Source organism: Campylobacter sp. FU_520, assembly GCF_025772385.1.
Taxonomy (GTDB): Bacteria; Campylobacterota; Campylobacteria; order Campylobacterales; family Campylobacteraceae; genus Campylobacter_D; species Campylobacter_D lari_C.
The window spans coordinates 1-18,957 of the sequence record NZ_JAKMRZ010000020.1 but is presented as its reverse complement, the minus strand read 5'-3'; the positions used below and the strand labels follow the sequence as shown (position 1 = coordinate 18,957).

General features: G+C 30.3%; 17 protein-coding genes. 11 read left to right on the top strand and 6 right to left on the bottom strand.

From position 1 onward, the window contains the following. From L8W55_RS07045 to L8W55_RS07000, 10 genes are all read left to right on the top strand, one after another. A partial coding sequence (locus L8W55_RS07045) for an AsmA-like C-terminal domain-containing protein (RefSeq protein ID WP_263677999.1) occupies positions 1-928 on the top strand: 928 nt, incomplete at its 5' end. Positions 929-946: 18 nt separating this feature from the next. Next, the gene (locus L8W55_RS07040; RefSeq protein ID WP_263677998.1) at positions 947-1,843 is read left to right on the top strand and encodes a malate dehydrogenase; all 897 of its coding nucleotides are present in this window, start codon (positions 947-949) and stop codon (positions 1,841-1,843) included. Positions 1,844-2,019: 176 nt separating this feature from the next. Continuing rightward, positions 2,020-2,328, top strand: coding sequence for a 4Fe-4S binding protein (locus L8W55_RS07035; RefSeq protein WP_412175273.1), 309 nt, complete (start codon positions 2,020-2,022; stop codon positions 2,326-2,328). 8 nt (positions 2,329-2,336) lie between these two features. Beyond that, the gene (locus L8W55_RS07030; protein WP_039628358.1) at positions 2,337-3,461 is read left to right on the top strand and encodes a 2-oxoglutarate synthase subunit alpha; all 1,125 of its coding nucleotides are present in this window, start codon (positions 2,337-2,339) and stop codon (positions 3,459-3,461) included. 1 nt (position 3,462) lies between these two features. After that, entirely contained in the window at positions 3,463-4,308 is an 846-nt protein-coding gene (locus tag L8W55_RS07025) for a 2-oxoglutarate ferredoxin oxidoreductase subunit beta (protein ID WP_087700040.1), read from the top strand. Further along, positions 4,305-4,862 carry a 2-oxoacid:acceptor oxidoreductase family protein gene (locus tag L8W55_RS07020; protein ID WP_263677997.1) on the top strand — a complete coding sequence of 186 codons (558 nt, stop codon included), beginning with the start codon at positions 4,305-4,307 and terminating at the stop codon, positions 4,860-4,862. The genes L8W55_RS07025 and L8W55_RS07020 overlap by 4 nt, the downstream gene beginning before the upstream one ends. 83 nt (positions 4,863-4,945) lie before the next feature. Next, positions 4,946-6,655, top strand: a complete 1,710-nt coding sequence (locus tag L8W55_RS07015) for an acetolactate synthase large subunit (RefSeq protein WP_263677996.1) — start codon at positions 4,946-4,948, stop codon at positions 6,653-6,655. Next, complete coding sequence (ilvN, locus tag L8W55_RS07010; protein WP_039628356.1) at positions 6,652-7,119, top strand: acetolactate synthase small subunit; 468 nt, start codon at positions 6,652-6,654, stop codon at positions 7,117-7,119. Before L8W55_RS07015 ends, ilvN begins: the two co-directional genes overlap by 4 nt. Beyond that, a complete protein-coding gene (lpxD, locus tag L8W55_RS07005; RefSeq protein ID WP_263677994.1) occupies positions 7,116-8,075 on the top strand; it encodes a UDP-3-O-(3-hydroxymyristoyl)glucosamine N-acyltransferase in 960 nt (319 codons plus the stop codon). Before ilvN ends, lpxD begins: the two co-directional genes overlap by 4 nt. Next, positions 8,068-8,292 (top strand): hypothetical protein, encoded by a 225-nt coding sequence (locus tag L8W55_RS07000; protein ID WP_263677993.1) that lies wholly within the window; start codon positions 8,068-8,070, stop codon positions 8,290-8,292. Before lpxD ends, L8W55_RS07000 begins: the two co-directional genes overlap by 8 nt. A gap of 1 nt (position 8,293) precedes the next feature. Here the strand turns inward: L8W55_RS07000 and ccsA are convergent, their stop codons facing one another. The 6 genes from ccsA to ftnA form a co-directional block, all read right to left on the bottom strand. Then, a complete protein-coding gene (gene ccsA / locus L8W55_RS06995; RefSeq protein WP_263677990.1) occupies positions 8,294-10,993 on the bottom strand; it encodes a cytochrome c biogenesis protein in 2,700 nt (899 codons plus the stop codon). A 9-nt stretch (positions 10,994-11,002) separates the two neighbouring features. Beyond that, positions 11,003-11,602, bottom strand: coding sequence for a SoxW family protein (locus L8W55_RS06990; RefSeq protein ID WP_263677988.1), 600 nt, complete (start codon positions 11,600-11,602; stop codon positions 11,003-11,005). Positions 11,603-11,658: 56 nt separating this feature from the next. Next, the gene (locus tag L8W55_RS06985; RefSeq protein ID WP_214118949.1) at positions 11,659-13,677 is read right to left on the bottom strand and encodes a rhodanese-like domain-containing protein; all 2,019 of its coding nucleotides are present in this window, start codon (positions 13,675-13,677) and stop codon (positions 11,659-11,661) included. Between the two features lie 95 nt (positions 13,678-13,772). Further along, positions 13,773-15,710, bottom strand: coding sequence for a cytochrome c family protein (locus tag L8W55_RS06980; RefSeq protein ID WP_263677987.1), 1,938 nt, complete (start codon positions 15,708-15,710; stop codon positions 13,773-13,775). A 183-nt stretch (positions 15,711-15,893) separates the two neighbouring features. Next, on the bottom strand, positions 15,894-16,529 hold the full coding sequence (locus L8W55_RS06975; RefSeq protein WP_039618356.1) for a helix-turn-helix transcriptional regulator: 636 nt from the start codon (positions 16,527-16,529) through the stop codon (positions 15,894-15,896). Between the two features lie 106 nt (positions 16,530-16,635). After that, the gene (gene ftnA / locus L8W55_RS06970) at positions 16,636-17,130 is read right to left on the bottom strand and encodes a non-heme ferritin (RefSeq protein ID WP_012661514.1); all 495 of its coding nucleotides are present in this window, start codon (positions 17,128-17,130) and stop codon (positions 16,636-16,638) included. Positions 17,131-17,236: 106 nt separating this feature from the next. Between ftnA and L8W55_RS06965 the strand changes: the two genes are divergently transcribed. Then, positions 17,237-18,957: KAP family NTPase (locus L8W55_RS06965; RefSeq protein ID WP_263677983.1), on the top strand; the 1,721-nt coding region annotated here is incomplete at its 3' end.

Below are 18,957 nucleotides of genomic sequence, written 5' to 3'. Positions count from 1 at the left end.
TTTTAGCATAAAAATAAAAGGTGATGATTTTAATTTAACTAGTGCAAGTGGTAATGTTTTTGCTCAAAAAGACAATGATGATGTAAATATCACTTTAAATAATATTAATTTATTAATTTCACAACAAGACACAGAAAATACTTTAGATACCCTTGAAAATTCAACTTATAATATTAGCGGGAAAAATATAGATTTGATTTTGAAAGATTTTAATAAAACCTTAGATTTTGATCAATTTGACGCTAAAATTAAAAAAGATTATTTAAAAGCTTGGGCAAATAGAAATGAATCTAAATTTGATTTTTTGCTTAAAGAAAATCAAATGCAAATTAGAGCTTTAAAAATGGATGATGATTTTCTAAACACCTTTATGCGTCAAAATGTTTTTGAAAAAGGTGAGTTTAATCTTTATGTTGATGGTAATAGCACTGATTTTTTCAAAGGTAAGTTTTTGTTTAAAGATACTTATTTAAAAGATTTAAAATTTCATCAACAGCTTTTAAGCTTTATTGATACCATACCTAGTTTACTTTTATTTAAAGCACCTACCTTTAATGAAAAAGGTTTTAGTGTTGAAAATGCTGGTATAAGTTTCAATCGTAAAAAAGATCTTTTTGAAATAGACGCACTTAATTTTAATGGTGATAGTGCAGATGTGCTAGGTCAAGTTAAAATCAACTTAAGAAATAATCAAGTGGATGGTTTATTAGAGCTTAGAACACTAAAATCAGCAAGTTCAGTTATTTCCAAAGTTCCTATTATCAATCAAATTATATTAGGCAAAGATAGGCAAATTAGTACACAAATTAAATTAAGTGGAACAGTGGAAAGCCCTGAGTTTAAAACTCAACTTATCGCACAAAGTTTGCAACTTCCTTATCATTTAATTAAAAATATTTTTGAATTGCCAGCTAATTTAGTGAAATAAATACAAAAAGGAGAAAAAATGAAAATCACTATTATAGGTGCAGGAAATGTTGGTGTAAGTACTGCTTATGCTTTGATTTTAAGAGAGTTAGTTGATGAGCTTGTTTTAATTGATATTAATAAAGATTTGCTTTTTACTAGAGAATTAGAATTAAGTCAGAGTATAGCTGCTTTTAATTTTGATATTAAAATAACTTGTACAGATGATTATGCACACTCAAAAGATTCTCAAGTGGTTATTTTTAGTGCAGGAGTGGCTAGAAAAGAAGGTCAAAGTAGGGATGAGCTTTTTGCCATTAATTCTAAAATTATGCTTGAGTGTGCAAAAAATATTAAAAAATTTAACAACGATCCTTTGTTTATCATAGTAAGTAATCCTGTGGATTTTTTACTCAACGCTCTTTATGAAAGTAAATTATTTTCATCAAAAAAAATCATTGCTATGGCAGGTGTTTTAGACAATGCTAGATTTAAATATGAAGTTGGTAAAAAGCTAAATATAAAAACTTCATGTGTAGATACTAAACTTATAGGTTTTCACAATGATAGCATGGTTTTAGTAAAATCTCAAAGTAAAGTTCATAACAAAGCATTAAATGAGGTTTTAAATGAATATGATCTTGCTCAAATAGAACAAGAAGTTAAAACTGGTGGTGCTAAAATTATCAAACACTTAAAAACTTCAGCATATTTAGCTCCTGCAAGTGCTTGCGTGAGAATGATAGAGGCTTTAAAAAGTGGAGAATTTTTACCAATATGTGTGATTTTAGATGGAGAATACGGCATAAGAGAAAAAGCTTTTGGAGTTATGGCAAGAATTAGTCTTGATGGAGTGCTTGAAACTTTAGAGTTAAAATTAGATAACCAAGAGCAAAATATCTTAGAAAATTCTTTTATTCAGTATAATTATAAATAATTTTTAGGAGTTTTTTACTCCTAATGTTACTTTGCGTTATAAATATCTATTTGTTTTGCTTTATATCTTAAATAATATTAATTCATGCTATAAATTCGCTATAATAAAAAGTTTGTTTTAAAAATAATTTTTGATAAAAAATCATTAAAAATAATAAAATTTTGAAAGGAATATTAATGATAACCCCAGAAAATACACCAGTTTGGGTTGATGAAGCAAGATGTAAAGCTTGTAATATCTGTGTTAGTTATTGCCCAGCTGGAGTTTTAGCAATGAGAGATGAAATCAGTGCAGTTTTAGGACAGATGATAGAAGTGGTTCATCCTGATTCTTGTATAGGCTGTAGTGAATGTGAAAGTCATTGTCCTGATTTTGCAATTTTTGTTGCTAAAAGAGATGAATTTAAATTTGCAAAACTTACGACAGAAGCTAAAGAAAGAGCACAAGCTATTAAAGAAAATAAATATAAAAAATTAAACGCATAGGAAAAATAATGAGAGAAGTGATATCAACAGGTAATGTTTTAGTAGCAAAAGCTGCGATTGATTGTGGCTGTAAATTTTTTGGTGGTTATCCAATTACCCCAAGTTCTGAAATAGCACATGAATTAAGTCATATGCTACCAAAAAATGATGGTACTTTTATACAAATGGAAGATGAAATTTCAGGTATTAGTGTGGCTTTGGGTGCTTCTATGAGTGGTGTTAAGTCTATGACAGCAAGTAGTGGACCTGGAATTTCTTTAAAAGCTGAGCAAATTGGTTTAGGTTTTATAGCTGAAATTCCACTAGTAATTGTAAATGTTATGAGAGGTGGTCCATCAACTGGTCTTCCAACAAGAGTTGCACAAGGAGATTTGTTTCAAGCAAAAGCTCCAACACATGGAGATTATGCAAGTATAGCTTTAGCTCCTGCTTCATTAGAAGAAGCTTACACTGAAACCATTAGAGCTTTTAATCTAGCTGAAAAATATATGACACCAGTATTTTTGCTTTTAGATGAAACTATAGGACATATGAATGGTAAGGCAAAATTACCTGATTTAGAAGAACTAGAAATTATTAACCGTAAAAAATTTACGGGCGATAAAAAAGATTATAAACCTTATGCAGCAGGGGAAAATGAAGCTGCTACGCTAAATCCTTTCTTTGAAGGTTATCGTTATCATATCACAGGACTTCATCATGGAGATATAGGCTTTCCAACAGAAGATGGAGCAATAGTAGATAAAAATATCAAAAGATTATTTGGTAAGATCAAAAATAATACCGATGAAATTTGTACTTATGAAGAGTTTATGTGTGATGATGCGCAGTTTTTAATCATTGCTTATGGTAGTGTTGCAAGATCTGCTAAAGAAGCTATCTTAAGACTTAGAGAAGAGGGTTTAAAAGTAGGGCTTTTTAGACCTATTACCCTTTATCCAGTAGCTGAGAAAAAAATAGCTCAAGTGGTATCTAAATTTGAAAAAGTTATGGTAAGTGAGCTTAATATGGGGCAATATTTAGAAGAAATTCAAAGAGTAAGCAAAAGAGATGATTTTATTAGCTTGCACCGTGCAAATGGTCGCCCTATAACCCCAAGTGAAATTATTGCTAAAGTAAAGGAGAATATGTAAAATGGCTTTTAATTATGATGAATATTTAAGAGTAGATAAACTTCCAACACAATGGTGCTGGGGTTGTGGGGATGGCGTTGTTTTAAAAGCTATTATTAGAGCTATTCAAAAACTTGGCTGGAATATGGATGATGTTTGCTTAGTTTCTGGTATAGGTTGTAGTGGTAGAATGAGTTCTTATGTAAATTGTAATACAGTGCATACTACCCATGGTAGAGCTATTGCTTATGCAACAGGGATTAAACTAGCAAATCCTAAAAAACATGTAATCGTAGTAAGCGGGGATGGTGATACGTTAGCAATTGGTGGAAATCACACCATTCATGGATGTAGAAGAAATATAGATTTAACCCATATTTTAATCAATAATTTTATTTATGGTCTTACAAATTCACAAACTTCGCCAACTACCCCACAAGGCTTTTATACTGTTACTGCTCAAGCAGGTAATATAGACCCAAATTTTGATGCTTGTGAGCTTACTAAAGCTGCAGGAGCTTCTTTTGTAGCAAGAACAAATGTTATAGAGGCAAATAAACTTGAAAATATCATTTTTAAAGCTTTATCTCACAAAGGTTATAGTTTTGTAGATGTATTTTCAAACTGCCATATTAATCTTGGTAGAAAAAATAAAATGGGTGAAGCTGTAAGCATGCTTGATTGGATTAAAAATCGTTGTGTTGAAAAGTCTAAATTTGAACAATTAGACTATGAACAAAGAGCAGATAAATTTCCTACAGGAATTTTACACCAAGATGAAAGCAAGGCAGAATATTGCGAAGCTTATGAAGAGGTTAGAAGGGCTTTGAAAGAAAAAAGAATGGTTGATTTAGGAGCATTAAAATGAAATACCAATTAAGATTTTGCGGTGAAGGTGGACAAGGGGTTATCACTGCAGGTGAAATTTTAGCTAAAGCTGCCATTAAAGAAGGACGTAATGCTTTTAAAGCTTCTACTTATACTTCTCAAGTTAGAGGTGGGCCAACTAAGGTTGATATTATCATTGATGAAAATGAAATCTTTTTTCCTTATGCAGTAGAAGGTGAAGTTAGTTTTATGCTTTCAACTGCTGATAAGGGTTATCATAGTTTTAAAGATGGTGTTAATGATGGTGGTGTTATAGTTGTAGAGCCAAATTTAGTTCATCCAAGCAAAGAAGATTATGCTAGATGGAAAATTTTTGAAATTCCTATTATTACTATAGCTAAAGAAGAAGTAGGGAATGTAGCTACTCAATCAGTTGTTGCTCTAGCTATAGCTGCTTATATGAGTAAATGCATTGATATTGATGCATTAAAACAAACTATGCTTGATATGGTACCTGCAAAAACTAAAGAAGCAAATGCAAAAGCTTTTGATTTAGGCACAGAATACGCTAAAAAAGCACAAGTAGTTTCTTGATTTTTCAAGAAACTCTCCTTATAAAATAATATTTATTAAATTATCGTTATAATATTTTCCATTTTAAGCAAAAAGGTAAAATAATGAAAGAGCTAAATGGCTCGCAAATGATTTGTGAAGCATTAAAAGAAGAAAATGTTAAAGTAGTTTTTGGTTATCCTGGTGGTGCGGCTTTAAATATTTATGATGAAATTTATAAGCAAACTCATTTTAAACACATTTTAGTAAGACACGAGCAAGCAGCCTTACATAGTGCTGATGCTTATGCTAGAATGAGTGGTGGGGTTGGTGTGGCAGTAGTTACAAGTGGACCTGGTTTTACTAATACAGTTACAGGTTTAGCTACTGCTTATAGTGATTCTATACCTTTAGTTTTAATTTCAGCTCAAGTTGCAAATTCTTTAATAGGAACAGATGCCTTTCAAGAAATCGATGCTATAGGTATTTCAAGACCTTGTGTAAAGCATAATTATTTAGTAAAAAATATCGAAGAATTACCTAAAATTTTAAAAGAAGCTTTTTATATTGCTACAACAGGTAGAAAAGGGCCTGTGCATATTGATATACCAAAAGATGTTACTGCTGCTATAGGTAAATGGCATTATCCTAAAGAAATTTCTATGAAAACTTACAAACCAACCTATAAAGGAAATATCAAGCAAATTAAGAAATTAGTAAGTTTGATTAAAAATGCTCAAAAGCCTTTATTTTACTTAGGTGGAGGTTGTATAGCTTCTAATGCTAGTGATGAATTAAGAGAATTAATTCATTTTTGTCAAATTCCTGCAGTTGAAACCTTGATGGCTCTAGGAACTTTAAGAAGCGATGATGAGCTTAATTTAAAAATGGCAGGCATGCATGGGAGTTATTGTGCAAATATTGCTTTAAGTGAGTGTGATTTACTTATTGCTGTGGGCGCTAGGTTTGATGATAGGATTACTGGTAAAACAAGTGAATTTGCTAAGGGCGCAAAAATCGTTCATATCGATATAGATCCAAGTTCTATTTCTAAAATTATCGAAGCACATTTTCCTATAGTTGGGGATATTAAAAGTGTTATTTTAGATACCTTAGAAGAATTAAAAAAAGAAAGTTTTGATAATACAAAATACCAAGAATGGTTTAAAACTTTACAAAGATATCAACAATTATATCCCTTAATCTATGAAGATAGTGATGAAGTTTTAAAACCTCAATGGGTTATAGAAGAATGTGCTAGATTAGCTCCTGATGCAAGGATAATTACTGATGTGGGACAACATCAAATGTGGGTAGCGCAATTTTATCCTTTTAATTATGCCAGACAACTTGCAACAAGTGGTGGGCAAGGAACTATGGGGTATTCTTTACCAGCTGCACTTGGAGCTAAATTAGCTGTGGGTGAAGAAGTGGTGGTAAATTTCGTAGGCGATGGTTCTTTTTTAATGAATATACAAGAGCTAATGACAGCAAGTGCCTATGGAATCAAAGTGATTAATATCATTTTAAATAATTCTTTTTTAGGCATGGTAAGACAATGGCAAAGTATGTTTTATAAAGAAAGATTTTCTAATACAGATTTAACAAACCAGCCTGATTTTGTTACTATTACTAAAGGTTTTCATTGTGAGGGTTGTAATGTCTTTAGTAAAGAAGAATTTCAAAAAGCTTTTAAAGTAGCCTTAGAATCTAAAAAAACTTGTGTTTTAAATGTAGCTATAGATCGTTATGAAGATGTATTACCTATGGTACCTGCAGGTGGGGCAATTTATAATATGATTTTACCTAGTTATAAAAACAAGGATAAAAAATGAAAAGAAGAGTAATTTCTGTCATTGTATTAAATGAGCATGGGGTATTATCACGCGTTGTTGGGCTTTTTTCAGGACGCGGTTATAATATAGAATCTCTTACAGTTGCTCCACTTGATGATAAAGAATTCTCAAGGATAAATATCGTTACTTTAGGCGATGAAAAAGTTTTTGAGCAAATTATTAAACAACTTCATAAACTCATACCTACTTATAAGGTGATTGATTCTAGTGATTTTATAGAAAAAGAAACAGCCTTGGTAAAGATTGCTTTAAATGAAAATTTTGCAGGCTTAGATGCTATATTAAAAGCTTATAATGGCAGTGTGACTTATAGTGATGATGAGTTTATTATAGTAATGGCAAGTGATAATGCAAAAAATATCGATAACTTTTTAAAAACCATGAAAAAGTATAATCCTATTAGTGTTGTTAGAAGTGGTTCTATTTTAATGGAGGTAAAATGAAAATTAGTGAAATTGCTAAATTTTTAGGCATAGAATATTGCGGAGATGATATAGAAATTACAGCTTTGAATTCTTTGAATAATGCAAGTTTTACTGAACTTAGTTATTGCGATGGAGAAAAAAACTCTAAAAAAATTGCAAGTAGTGGAGCTGGGGCTATATTAGTCTCCAAAGAATTTGAAAATTTAGTTTCAAAAGATTGTATTAAGTTAGTTGTTGATAATCCACATTTGTCTTTTGCGCTTTTAAGTAAGCTTTTTGCAAAACCTTTAATCTCTAGTGAAAAGAAAAATTCTAAAATTGCTAAAAGTGCCAAGATTATGCCAAATGTTTATATAGGCGAAAATGTCCAAATAGCAGATCATGTAGTGATAATGGCAGGTGCTTATATAGGCGATAATGTAAGTATAGGTGAATATACTATAATTCATCCAAATGTTGTGATTTATAATGACACTAAAATAGGTAAAAAATGTCATTTACTGGCAAATTGTGTTATAGGTAGTGATGGTTTTGGCTATGCGCATACAAAAAATGGCGAGCATTATAAGATTTATCATAATGGAAATGTTATTTTAGAAGATTTTGTAGAAGTTGGAGCTTGCACGACTATTGATAGAGCAGTTTTTGAAAGCACTATCATAAAGCAAGGCGCAAAGATTGATAATCTTGTTCAAGTAGGGCATAATTGTGAAGTAGGGGAGAATTGTCTTATAGTAGCTCAAAGTGGAATTTCAGGTTCAAGTATTTTGGGTAAAAATGTTACTATGGGTGGACAAAGTGCTACAAGTGGGCATTTAGAAATAGGAGATTTTGCTACCATAGCCGCAAGAGGTGGGGTCACTAAAAATTTAGAAGGTGCTAGGGTTTATGGTGGTTTTCCTATCATGCTTCAAAAAGATTGGCTAAAATTTCAAGCAAAAATTATCACAGCTTTTAGGGATAAACATGAGTAAAAAAATATTTAAAACTATAGAATTACATGGTAGTAAAAGTGGAGAAATAAGCCTTTGTAATCTTTCTAATCCTTATGGTGTAGGAAGTAATGACGTCTTAAGCATAGGTGTGGCTTTAAAAAAGGAAAATGGAATAGATTGGAAAGTTCATATTCCTTATGAAAATTTAAAAGATCTTATCCTAGTACTTCAAGAAATAGAAAAAAGCAAAGCCTAGTTTAAAAACTAGGCGTATTTAAATCCCGTTTTCTTCCTGCACTAATAATTAAAACAAAATTAAGCACAATCAAAACATACACAAAAGTTGGTATAGGAAAAGCATCGCCATTTGCATAAGAATGAAGCCCAGAAAGGTAAAAATTTACTCCAAAATAAGTCATTAATATACTATAAAAGGCTAAAACGCTAGCACTTGCAAAAACAAAAATAAAATAAGTTTTGAAAATAAATCTTAAGTGTAATACCATGGTATAAACTACAATAGAAATCAAAGCCCAAGTTTCTTTTGGATCCCAACCCCAATATCTTCCCCAGCTTTCATTAGCCCAAACTCCACCTAAAAAATTTCCTATTGTAAGCATTGCAAGCCCTATTATCATAGACATTTCATTAACGCAGTGTAGTTTGGTGATGTTTAAATCTATGTTTTTATTTTTACCCCTTAGAGCAAAAAGAATTAAACTTAAAATCCCTATAATAAAACAAAGTGCTAAAAATCCATAACTTGCTGTTATAATAGAAACATGAATATTAAGCCAATATGATTTTAAAACAGGTACTAAATTCCCAATTTGAGGATCCATAAAGCCAAGATGAGCTACAAAAAGTGAAATACCTGCTAAAAAGCTCGCACCACATAAAGCTAAGAGTGATTTTTTAAAAAATATCACAGCACTTATCGCACAAGCAAAAGCTATGTAAATCATGCTTTCATAAGCATTACTCCAAGGAGCATGCCCACCTACATACCAACGAATGATTAAAGCTAGTGCATGTATGACTACACACATGCTTAAAATGATGTAAAAAAATCTATATACAAAGGCAGATAAAGAAATATTTTTTAATATAGTATAAAAACTTAAAAAGAAAAACACTAATGCAAAGCTAATATAAACAAAAGTTAGATTATCAAAGATATTATAATGATTAAGCAGTATTTCAAGATCTAATCTTTCTTTTGGTGGTAAAACACTGCTTCCATAATGATTTTGAAAATCTTTTAAAGATTGTAAAATTTCATTTGCATCTTGCCATTGATTGTTTTCAACACCATTGCGAACTTGTAAAAAATAGCTAACTAAAAGCATTTGTAAACGCCCTACATCTTCTTTTGCAAAAGGTAAAATTTGCACCGGAGAATACCACTTTAAACTTTGCTCATTAATATCAGGAAAAATAGTTAAAGCTTGACCGCTATAAATATAATATGCATGATTTATTTTTTCATCTAAGGCTAGCAAATCTTTATCAAAGCTAGTTCTTAATGAAGGCTTTTTACGGTTAGCTTCCTCAACATAATTACTAAGTTTATATACCCCATTATCAAACACATCATCAAATGCTATGTATTTTTCATTTATATCTGCACCTATTAATTCTCTTAGTTTGCTTGTTTTTGTAGCTATCATTTTGATTTTTCTAAATTCTTTGGGATAAATCATCATTGCAAGAAAAATTTGATCATAGTGAAGATTTAAAAATTTTTCTTTTTGAGTAATTTTATAAACAAATTCCATTGCTAAAGTATCTAAAGGTTTGATTCTGCCATTATGATCTTGCACAAGTAATCTTGCAAAATTTAAAGAATGCTCATAGGAATTCTTTTGCAAATTTGAGATTAAATTTAAAATTTCATTTTTATTTTCTTGTGCAAAAAGCGGAGTTTGTGAATTTGCAAAAAGCAAAATAAACAATACAAAACTTTGGCCTTTTTTTAAATAAATGCTTAAACGATGAAATCTTGAGTTTTTATCAAATAAAACCCATAAAAATCCTAAAATCAATAAAGTATAACCTATATAAGTAGGGATTTTACCAGGATCTTTATTGACTGAAAGTATAGTGCCTTGCTCATCTTGATCATAAGAACTTTGAAAAAATCTATATCCATCATAATCAAGAACATTATTCATAAAAATATCATAATCTAACTCAATATTGTTTTGCTTATCTATGATTTGAATTTTTGAAGTATAAGAAGATGGACTCATAGAGCCTAAATAACGCTCTAATATAAAATCTTTTAAGTGTAATGCAAAAGGAAGTTTGATTTCTTTAGGCCCCCAATTGATAGTAAAATCTTTTCCCTGTAAGTTAAAATGCACTGCTTGTTTGTTTGTAAAATTTGGATTTAAGATTATTTGTGTATTTGCTTTTTGATAATTAATATTTAATTTTAAGCTAGCAGGTGTGATAGAATCTTTTTGTGGAGTGTATTTGATAGAGCTTATGATTAATTTTTCGCCATTTAAGTCAATAGTTTTTTCAAAATGCTTTTGAGTTAGTGGGGTAAAGCTAATAGGAAATTCAAAACTAGCATTAGTATCAAAATCAGTAATTTTTAAAAATTCTTCCCTAGTAACTATGGTGTTAGAGCTTTGATTTTCTCTTATATGCATTCCACCTTCTAAGCCAAAATATCTAGTAAGTCCAGCGCCGATTAAAATCACTATAAAAGATAAATGTAAAAGCAAGATAGAGTATTTTTTCTTTTGAAAAAGCTTGTTATAAAATATCACTCCGATTAAATTTAAACCTAGTAATAAATGCAACATATCAAACCAAGCATTATTATAAATCAAAGCTTTAGCTGCACTAATACCAAAATCATTTTCTATAAAAGTCGCCACAGCACAAGCTATGGCGTATATGCTCATTAGCAAAAAACTCATTGCAAAAGAAAAAAAATACTGCATTTTTAACCTTTAAATATTATTTTCTTTATAAAAATGTATAAGTTTTTGTGCTATAGCTGTTTCGTCTAAATTTTGATTTTCTTTTTGGTTTAAAAACTCCATTGTGGCACTTAATCTTTTTGTGCTAATAAAACCAGGATAATTTAGCAAGGTTTGGCTGTTTTTGTTTAAAATTACAATAGTAGGGGTGGCCACTATATCATAAATACTAGAAAGTTCAGCTGTGCTTAAGTCACTTTTATGGTTTTTATAAAATGTATGAATTTTTTTATAGCTTATATTTATATAATATGAGCTGTATTTGTCTTTTATAAGTTCTTGTATTTTTTTATCATTTTTAATTTCTTCTTTTAATTTATCACAATATAAGCAGTGATTTGCGCTAAAAATGATTAAAATGTTTTTATCATCACTTTTTATATTTGTATTATCTTTAAATAAATGAGCTATTTCTTCATAAGATTTTTTATCTAAATCATTTGCTTTTTGCAAATTTTCTTTAGAAAATTGTGTACCGCTTGAGATTAAATTAGAATCAAGTTTTTCTTCATTAGAACAAGCTATAAAAAAAATACTTAAAAAACTAAGTGAGAGTATTGTTTTAAACATTTAAAATCCTTGAAAAAATTAGGAAAAGTCCTTATTCGCTATTATAGCGAATAAGGTTATAAGATAGTGTTAAAGAAAGTATAAAGCATTAAAAATAAAAATACTAAGCCAGTGATTAGCATTGCAAATCCTGCAAGTTTAGCTAGCCATTGATATGCTTTGAAATTACTTTTATTTTCATATAAAGTGCTTAATTTTCCACTTTCTTTTAAGCGTTTATACCATACGCTTCTTTCTTGTTTAATCTCTTCTTCACTAATACTTCCTGAAAAAATTACCATATCCATAGGGAAGCGATCTGCTCTAAAATGCGTATTAAAGAAGTGAATTGCAAAAATAAATCCTGTAGCAAGTAAAGCTTCATCAGAGTGAAGTAGGGTTGCTAAGTTGATTGCTTCACCTGGTAAAAATTTACCAAAGAAAGCAGGGAACCATAAAATAAGCCCTGAAATACCAATGATAAACATACCCCAAAATACTGCTAGATAATCAAATTTTTCCCAATAAGTCCAGCGGTCAAATTGTGGTCTTGGCCCAAAACCAAAGAACCATTTAAAATGATCTTTCATATCTTTAAAATCTTGCCAATTTGGCATTAAAGAATCAGGACCAAAAGTAGCTTTTAAAACTTTCATAAAGCTTATTTTGCCAGTTATTGGATCCCTTGCTACATCACGGCGTTTCCAATTTACAATGATGATTTCTCCAATGTGAGAGAAAAATACTGCAAACATTACTATGGCTGAAATATGATGTATGGTTGCTGCATTAATGATATCTCCACCCATTAAATCAATCATAGGTTTAGCCCACGCTGAATCATAGAATTTTTGCGGTAAGCCTGAGAATGCAAGACCCAAAAAGCTAGCTGCCATAAAGAAATGTTGAATTCTATGGAAAGTACTAAATCTTCTTACTCTTACTTTATCTTCATGTGCTGCCTTTCTTGCTTCTTTCCATTCTTTAGGATATTTTATACGCATAGCAATTAAACGCAAGCACCAAAGTATAGTATGAGCTCCAAAGAAAACAAACACAGAAATCACTAAAATAGTCATGAATATATAAGCACCATGTAGCCCAGGATATTTTTCGCCATCGCTATGATCAGCATGTGCCATCCAATTTACGAAATTTTCATTTGCATTTGGGTGGCATGATTTGCAAGTTTGAACACGGTTGATTGGCGAGAGGGTTGAGTTTCTTTCGCTTGATTTTAATATATTGTGTTTACCATGACAATCAGAACAAGTAGCAACACTTGGAGTTTCACCTGGTGTGCTTAATACCATGCCTTTACCATGGAAAGTCATATGAAAAGTTGTGCTTTTTTGTTTATGGCATTGTGCGCATTTTTGATCAACTAATTGTTTTTGTGAATAAATTCCTGAATGTTTTGGGGTGACATGAATAGAGTGACAAGTCGCACAAGATGGTTTTTCTTTTTTCTTTTGTGTATCTTGAGCAGGTAAGAACTCTTGCACCCCATGAGCACTCTTTGCTAAAGCATTACTTGCTTTTTCATGGCAAGTTGCGCATTTTTGATTGATTAAGTTTTTACTTGCTGCAATATCAACTCTAATGCCTTTACCTTTTTGAGCATGACAATCACGACAAGATGGGGTATTGCTAAATTTAAATCTTGAGTGAATAGTATCTTTAAACTCGATAATTTCTTTAGCTTTTTCCCATTTAACTGTATCTATTTTTTCAACTTTTCTACCTGAAGTTACCCATGATTCAATACCATCAAGCATTACAACAGAGTTCTTATAGCCAAGTTCTATAGCAACTGCAGCAGCTTGAGAAGCTTCAAATCTAAAACGATTTAAACCATAAAATACTAAATTTGCATTTTTATCATTAGGTAGTAAATTTTGCCAATTTTCCACATAGGTTGATATAGAATTAGGTATATATCCATTAGCTTGTCTATCTTGCTCTGAATTGACATCAAAAAAATAAGTATTGTTTTGATCTAGCATTTCTTGAGCTTGCGCTAAGCTAATACTTTTTACACCTTCTATTGAGCCTATTTCTCCATTAGCCTCAGCAAAAATAAATCCTGATGGCATAAAAAGAGTGAAAAGGACAATAAAAAGTCGAGTGATTAAATTTTTCAAGACTAGCTCCTTATTTTAAGGAAGAATTTTTCATTCTTCCTTTGTTTTTATTTACCATTTAGGATATTTTGTGCTTCTTGGATATAAATTAAAGCTTCTTCTATGATTTTCTTAGAATAAGCAGGCCCATGAACACCCCAAGAACCATCTTTTTCTAGTCTATCAGCTATGGCTTGAGCTTGATTTGTTAGGCTTAGCACTTTTGATTTTTGCTCTACTGAAAGTTTGGTTTTTTCAGCAAAAGTTTTATCAATATTTGCTATACCTTTTCTAATTTTCTCATAGCCTTCTTTAACAGGGTTTTGCCACTCCATTACTTTATCATAAATCATTTCTTGATTGCTAAAGTGAAGTTTTTCAGGTAAGGTTGATTGCACAGGACTATGACAACCACTTGCGCCAGGACCCATTAGATTAATATCACTAAAACTAGTTCTACCACAACTCCACATTAAATCAAGGAAAAATCTACCTTCATCATCTCTAGCTATAGTCCAACCACCAACTTTAGGTGATCTTTCTTTGCCTTCTGGTGGATTAAGTGTTTTTGCTGTTTTATCTACTTTGATATTCCAAATATGTGAAGCTCTAACATTATCAAATCCACCTTTATCAGGGTTTTGAACCGCTCCAAAGTTTTCACAACTCATCATATTTGGCATGTGACAAGCTGTACAATTATCTTTTGCATGAATTCCACCTTTTTTGAAAAAGCTTGCTTGGGTTTCATGGCAATCTTTACAAGTTTTTTTAAGTTTTGTTTTAGTATAACCGCTTTTCCAATCATTAAAAGTTACTTCATGTGGATCATGACAAGTGTTACATCTCATGCCTTTATCATAGTGTGCTGAAGAATACATTTGAGCACCTTCTGTTCCACATGCAGGACAACTTGATTTAAAATACGCGTTGAAAGGTTTTCTAGGATTGATTTTAGCATCAGCTTCATTATATGAAAATCTTTGATGACATCTTTCGCAATTTGATGGCATACCCGCACCTCTTGCTCCATAAAGATGTGCTCCAGCCCCGTGGCATTCTTCGCAAGTAATACCTTTTGAGATGGTATGTTTTTGAAGTTCTTTTGGATTACCTAGTGCTTTGTAAAATTCTTCCTTACTCTTAAAATCAAATTTAAAAGTATGACAGGTTTCACAATATGCAGTAGCAGGTTGGAAAACTGCTTTTTCTTTATAAGTTGCAGCATAAGAGTTTGTTCCCCATACTTGAGAGCCATTTCCTCCAAAATCTTCCATTTTAGTAGGAAAACCAGGTGCAAAAGCAGCTATTTTTTGTGCCATTTCAGGAGTTAAAAACTCACTCCAAAGTCTTGAGAATTGATTACCTCCAGCGGTTAATTTACCACTTAAATCACTCAAATTTCCATCTTCAACATGGTAAGTTCCACGTACAAGCCATCTATCTATAAAACCATATTTTGTTCTTGGTGTTCCAATGAGAGCATAAACATCATTTGGATAAATTCCATCAGGTAAAATAGTAGCTTGAGAGTTATACATAGGTTTTTTTAAACCTTCAGCTCCGCCAACTTCCTCCATTTCATGCGGAAAACGCACGGTTTTTGCATGGCGAGAGCGCTCCCAAGAGGCATATTGAGCAGGGTGACACTCACCGCATTTTTTTGGGCCTACAAATTTGTTTGGAAAATCCAAAAAAGATTCATAAGGCAAGCGATAAGTAATAGAAGCTTGTTTTAAATCATGCTCAGCAGCAAATTTAGCTCCATTTTGATTTAAAACCCAGTTTTCTGTTCTATCGCTATGAGTGAATTTACCTACCAAACGCCCTTCTTTTTCATATTTGAAAATAGGGTGATGTTTGTAAAGATAGTCAAAAAATGCATCTTCTTGGGCTACATAACCATCAAGGGTTCTAGGCTCTGAAGAAGCAAAAGCTTGCGAACTTAAACTTATGCCTAAAGCTAAACAGGCATAGGTAGCAACCTTAGCTAATTTGTGTTTCATAACTTCCCTTTCGCGTGTTTTGTTAAAAGATAAAAATACTCTTATTTATTATCTATTAACTATTAAAGTATAATTGTGACTATTTTTTAATAAAAATTAACTTAAAAATATACTTATATTTATTTTTTGTTAATTTAAATAATAAAAATTATCATATAGAAAAAAGAAGTTATTTGCTAAATACTAAATTCTACTTATAGTCCCTACTACCTTACCCACGATTAAAAAATCACCATTTTGATAATGTACATCTGCATAACTTAGATTAAAAGAATGCAGATAAACCCCGCCTTTATTGCTTTTAAAAATTTGTTTGATGAATAAACCATCTCGAGTATTTACTGCAAAAACCCCACCTTCTTTAAAGCTTTTACTTTTATCTACTAAACACAAAGAATCATCTTTGATTTCAGGCTCCATACTATCGCCTATACAAGGGATGATATCACAATCTTTTGAGCCAAAAAAATCACTGAGTTTTTCATCTATAATCACTTCTGAAAAACTCACATTATCGTTTAAAGCTCCACCTCCCATAGAAGCATTAACATCATAATATTTTAAAACATTATAGTTTAGATCAAGCGCTGGAGTATTACTCTCAAGGGAGTCTTCATAAAAAAATGCATTGATATTGATATTTCTTTCATTTAAAAAATGAAGTATTTGCTTATAAGGTATGGAATTTCTAAATTTCATACTATAAAAGGTATCTGGATTAATATTTAGCATTTTAGCTACATCGGAATCTTTGGCGTTTTTTATGCCTTCTTTTTGGAGTATAAATTTAAGTTTATCAGTAATTTCGTTCATTTGCATAAAAATCCTTTTAAATAAAAAGTATTTTAGCAAATTTACTTTTATTTTGCAAGAATTCTTTTAAATTAAAAGATATTTAGCTTCCAAATTTACGGAAGCTAAAAAATTATTTATTAATTAAGCTTTTGATGTATTGATCTACCATGTATAAGCCATTGCCATTATCGCTTATGAGTTTGATTTTATCTACTATACCTCTAAAAAGCGCTTCTTCTTCGTGCTGTTCGCTTACATACCATTGCAAGAAATTAAAAGTAGAATAATCTTTACTTGAAAGCATAAAATCTACAAGATTGTTAATAGAAGCAGTGATGCTTTGCTCATGCTCGAAAGTTTTTTCAAACACATCAAGTAATGATTTAAAATCACTATCAGGTTTTTTAACTTCTTTTAACTCTACTTTAGAATCAGTTTCATTTAAATAAGTGATGAGTTTTCTTGCATGATCACTTTCTTCTCTTGCATGCTCAAACAAAAACGCACCTGCACCATCAAAACTATGCTCATAGCACCATGAACTCATACTCAAATACAAATTTGCTGCATACATTTCTTTATTGATTTGCTCATTTAATAAAGCCACTACTTCTTTTGAAAGCATTGTTTCTCCTTTTTTAATAATGATTTTATAATGATATATTTTAAAGTTTAATTTATACTAAATTTATATTTTATGTATAATTACGCTAAAAAATAAAGAGTAAAAAATGCAAATAAATACTTTTAAAGTTGATAAAGCTATCATAAGTAAAAATGAAGACTTATTTGGTAGAAAAAAAATCGCCATGGCGTTAGCAAGAACTATAAAATATTATAAAGATAAAGACAGTGTTTCTATAGGTATTATAGGGGATTGGGGTAGCGGGAAAACTTCATTTATAAATATGGTTTTAGAGAGTTTAAGTATAAATAAAAAAATCGTTATAATAAATTTCAATCCTTGGAATATTTCCACTAGAAAACAACTTATTAGTGATTTTTTTACAATGCTTTCTAAAGAAATTTGTAAAGTCCCATTTCCTGAATTTAAATGTAGAAATTTAAAAAAAATATATTTTCATTTTAAATTTAAATTTTTTTCTGAAGTATCCCAAAATTTAGAAGATTTAGCATTATTGTTTAAAATGTCATCTTATGTGATCGCAGATCCGGTTACTTCAGTGGCAATGTCTAAAACTTCAAACGCTATCAGTGATTTTAATAAATCATTGATAGCGGAGAAAAAAGGTTTAGATGAAATTAAAAATAAAATCAACACTGCTTTATCTAATATAGACACAAAAATCATTATAGTTATAGATGATCTTGATAGATTAGCCGATACGGATATACGAGAAATTTTTCAACTTGTTAGATCTATAGCAGATTTTAAAAATACTATGTATATTCTTGCTTATGATAATGAAGTAGTCACTACAGCCTTAGACAAAATCCAAAAAGATAAAGGCGAAAGATATATAGAAAAAATAGTGCAAGTTCCTATAGTACTGCCTAAATTAAATAAAGCTGATTTAATAGCAATTTTTATGCAAAAAATCGAACAATTTAACTTTGCTTATAAAAAAATCGATAAGAATGAATTTATAGAGAACTTAAATACAAATCATTTTGCAGGTGCTTTTGAAAATATAAGAGATATCAATAGATACTTAAATGTTTTAAAATTTGAAATGAGCGCTATAAAACAAGAGTTATATTTGTATGATTTTGCTGTGATTACTTTGTTTAAAGTTTTTGAGCCAAAATTTTATGAGTTTATTTATAATTATTATGAGATTTTTACAAGAACTACTTCAGAAGGATATGGATATCTAAGTGTTAAAAAAATGATTAAAGAACAAATAGAAAGTTTAAATAAACTAAATAAAGAAGTTATTAGAAAATTATTAATTTCTATATTTCCTAGAATAGAGTGGTTATACAATAGAGAATTTTATACTTCAAAAAATGAAGTAGAATATACATACAAAAATAGGATAGCTTCACGGAAACATTTTCAAGATTATTTTGTGTTAAATTTCACAGAAGAGCTTATCAGAAAAGAAATAATAGATAAAGTTTTAAAGTCAAAATCACGCAAAGAGTATGATGATATTTTTAATGAGTATGATTTAAAAAAACTTGAAAGATTTAAACAATTAGCTTTTAAAATGAGTGTTTATGCTAAAGACTTTAAAAGCAGTGAATTTATTTATTATCTTTGGGGTATTTTTGATGAAATCTATGGAGAAAAAGATTTTTATTACTTTAATAAATATAGAGCTTATTTGGAAATATTTTCTATTCTTAAAGAAAAGGAAAATGTAGTTAGTGATAAATTGCTTGATGATACCTACTCACTAGATGTAAGAATATTATTTATATATAGTTGCAATTATTCTATGAGAGAAAAAGGATATTTTTATGAGAAAGAATTAAAAATATTATT

Excerpts from the sequence above, each read along its gene's own strand:
- L8W55_RS07040 (WP_263677998.1), top strand. The coding sequence starts at position 947 with ATGAAAATCACTATTATAGGTGCAGGAAATGTTGGTGTAAGTACTGCT.
- L8W55_RS07035 (WP_412175273.1), top strand. The coding sequence starts at position 2,020 with ATGATAACCCCAGAAAATACACCAGTTTGGGTTGATGAAGCAAGATGT.
- L8W55_RS07030 (WP_039628358.1), top strand. The coding sequence starts at position 2,337 with ATGAGAGAAGTGATATCAACAGGTAATGTTTTAGTAGCAAAAGCTGCG.
- L8W55_RS07025 (WP_087700040.1), top strand. The coding sequence starts at position 3,463 with ATGGCTTTTAATTATGATGAATATTTAAGAGTAGATAAACTTCCAACA.
- L8W55_RS07020 (WP_263677997.1), top strand. The coding sequence starts at position 4,305 with ATGAAATACCAATTAAGATTTTGCGGTGAAGGTGGACAAGGGGTTATC.
- L8W55_RS07015 (WP_263677996.1), top strand. The coding sequence starts at position 4,946 with ATGAAAGAGCTAAATGGCTCGCAAATGATTTGTGAAGCATTAAAAGAA.
- ilvN (WP_039628356.1), top strand. The coding sequence starts at position 6,652 with ATGAAAAGAAGAGTAATTTCTGTCATTGTATTAAATGAGCATGGGGTA.
- lpxD (WP_263677994.1), top strand. The coding sequence starts at position 7,116 with ATGAAAATTAGTGAAATTGCTAAATTTTTAGGCATAGAATATTGCGGA.
- L8W55_RS07000 (WP_263677993.1), top strand. The coding sequence starts at position 8,068 with ATGAGTAAAAAAATATTTAAAACTATAGAATTACATGGTAGTAAAAGT.
- ccsA (WP_263677990.1), bottom strand. The coding sequence starts at position 10,993 with ATGCAGTATTTTTTTTCTTTTGCAATGAGTTTTTTGCTAATGAGCATA.
- L8W55_RS06990 (WP_263677988.1), bottom strand. The coding sequence starts at position 11,602 with ATGTTTAAAACAATACTCTCACTTAGTTTTTTAAGTATTTTTTTTATA.
- L8W55_RS06985 (WP_214118949.1), bottom strand. The coding sequence starts at position 13,677 with ATGCCATCAGGATTTATTTTTGCTGAGGCTAATGGAGAAATAGGCTCA.
- L8W55_RS06980 (WP_263677987.1), bottom strand. The coding sequence starts at position 15,710 with ATGAAACACAAATTAGCTAAGGTTGCTACCTATGCCTGTTTAGCTTTA.
- L8W55_RS06975 (WP_039618356.1), bottom strand. The coding sequence starts at position 16,529 with ATGCAAATGAACGAAATTACTGATAAACTTAAATTTATACTCCAAAAA.
- ftnA (WP_012661514.1), bottom strand. The coding sequence starts at position 17,130 with ATGCTTTCAAAAGAAGTAGTGGCTTTATTAAATGAGCAAATCAATAAA.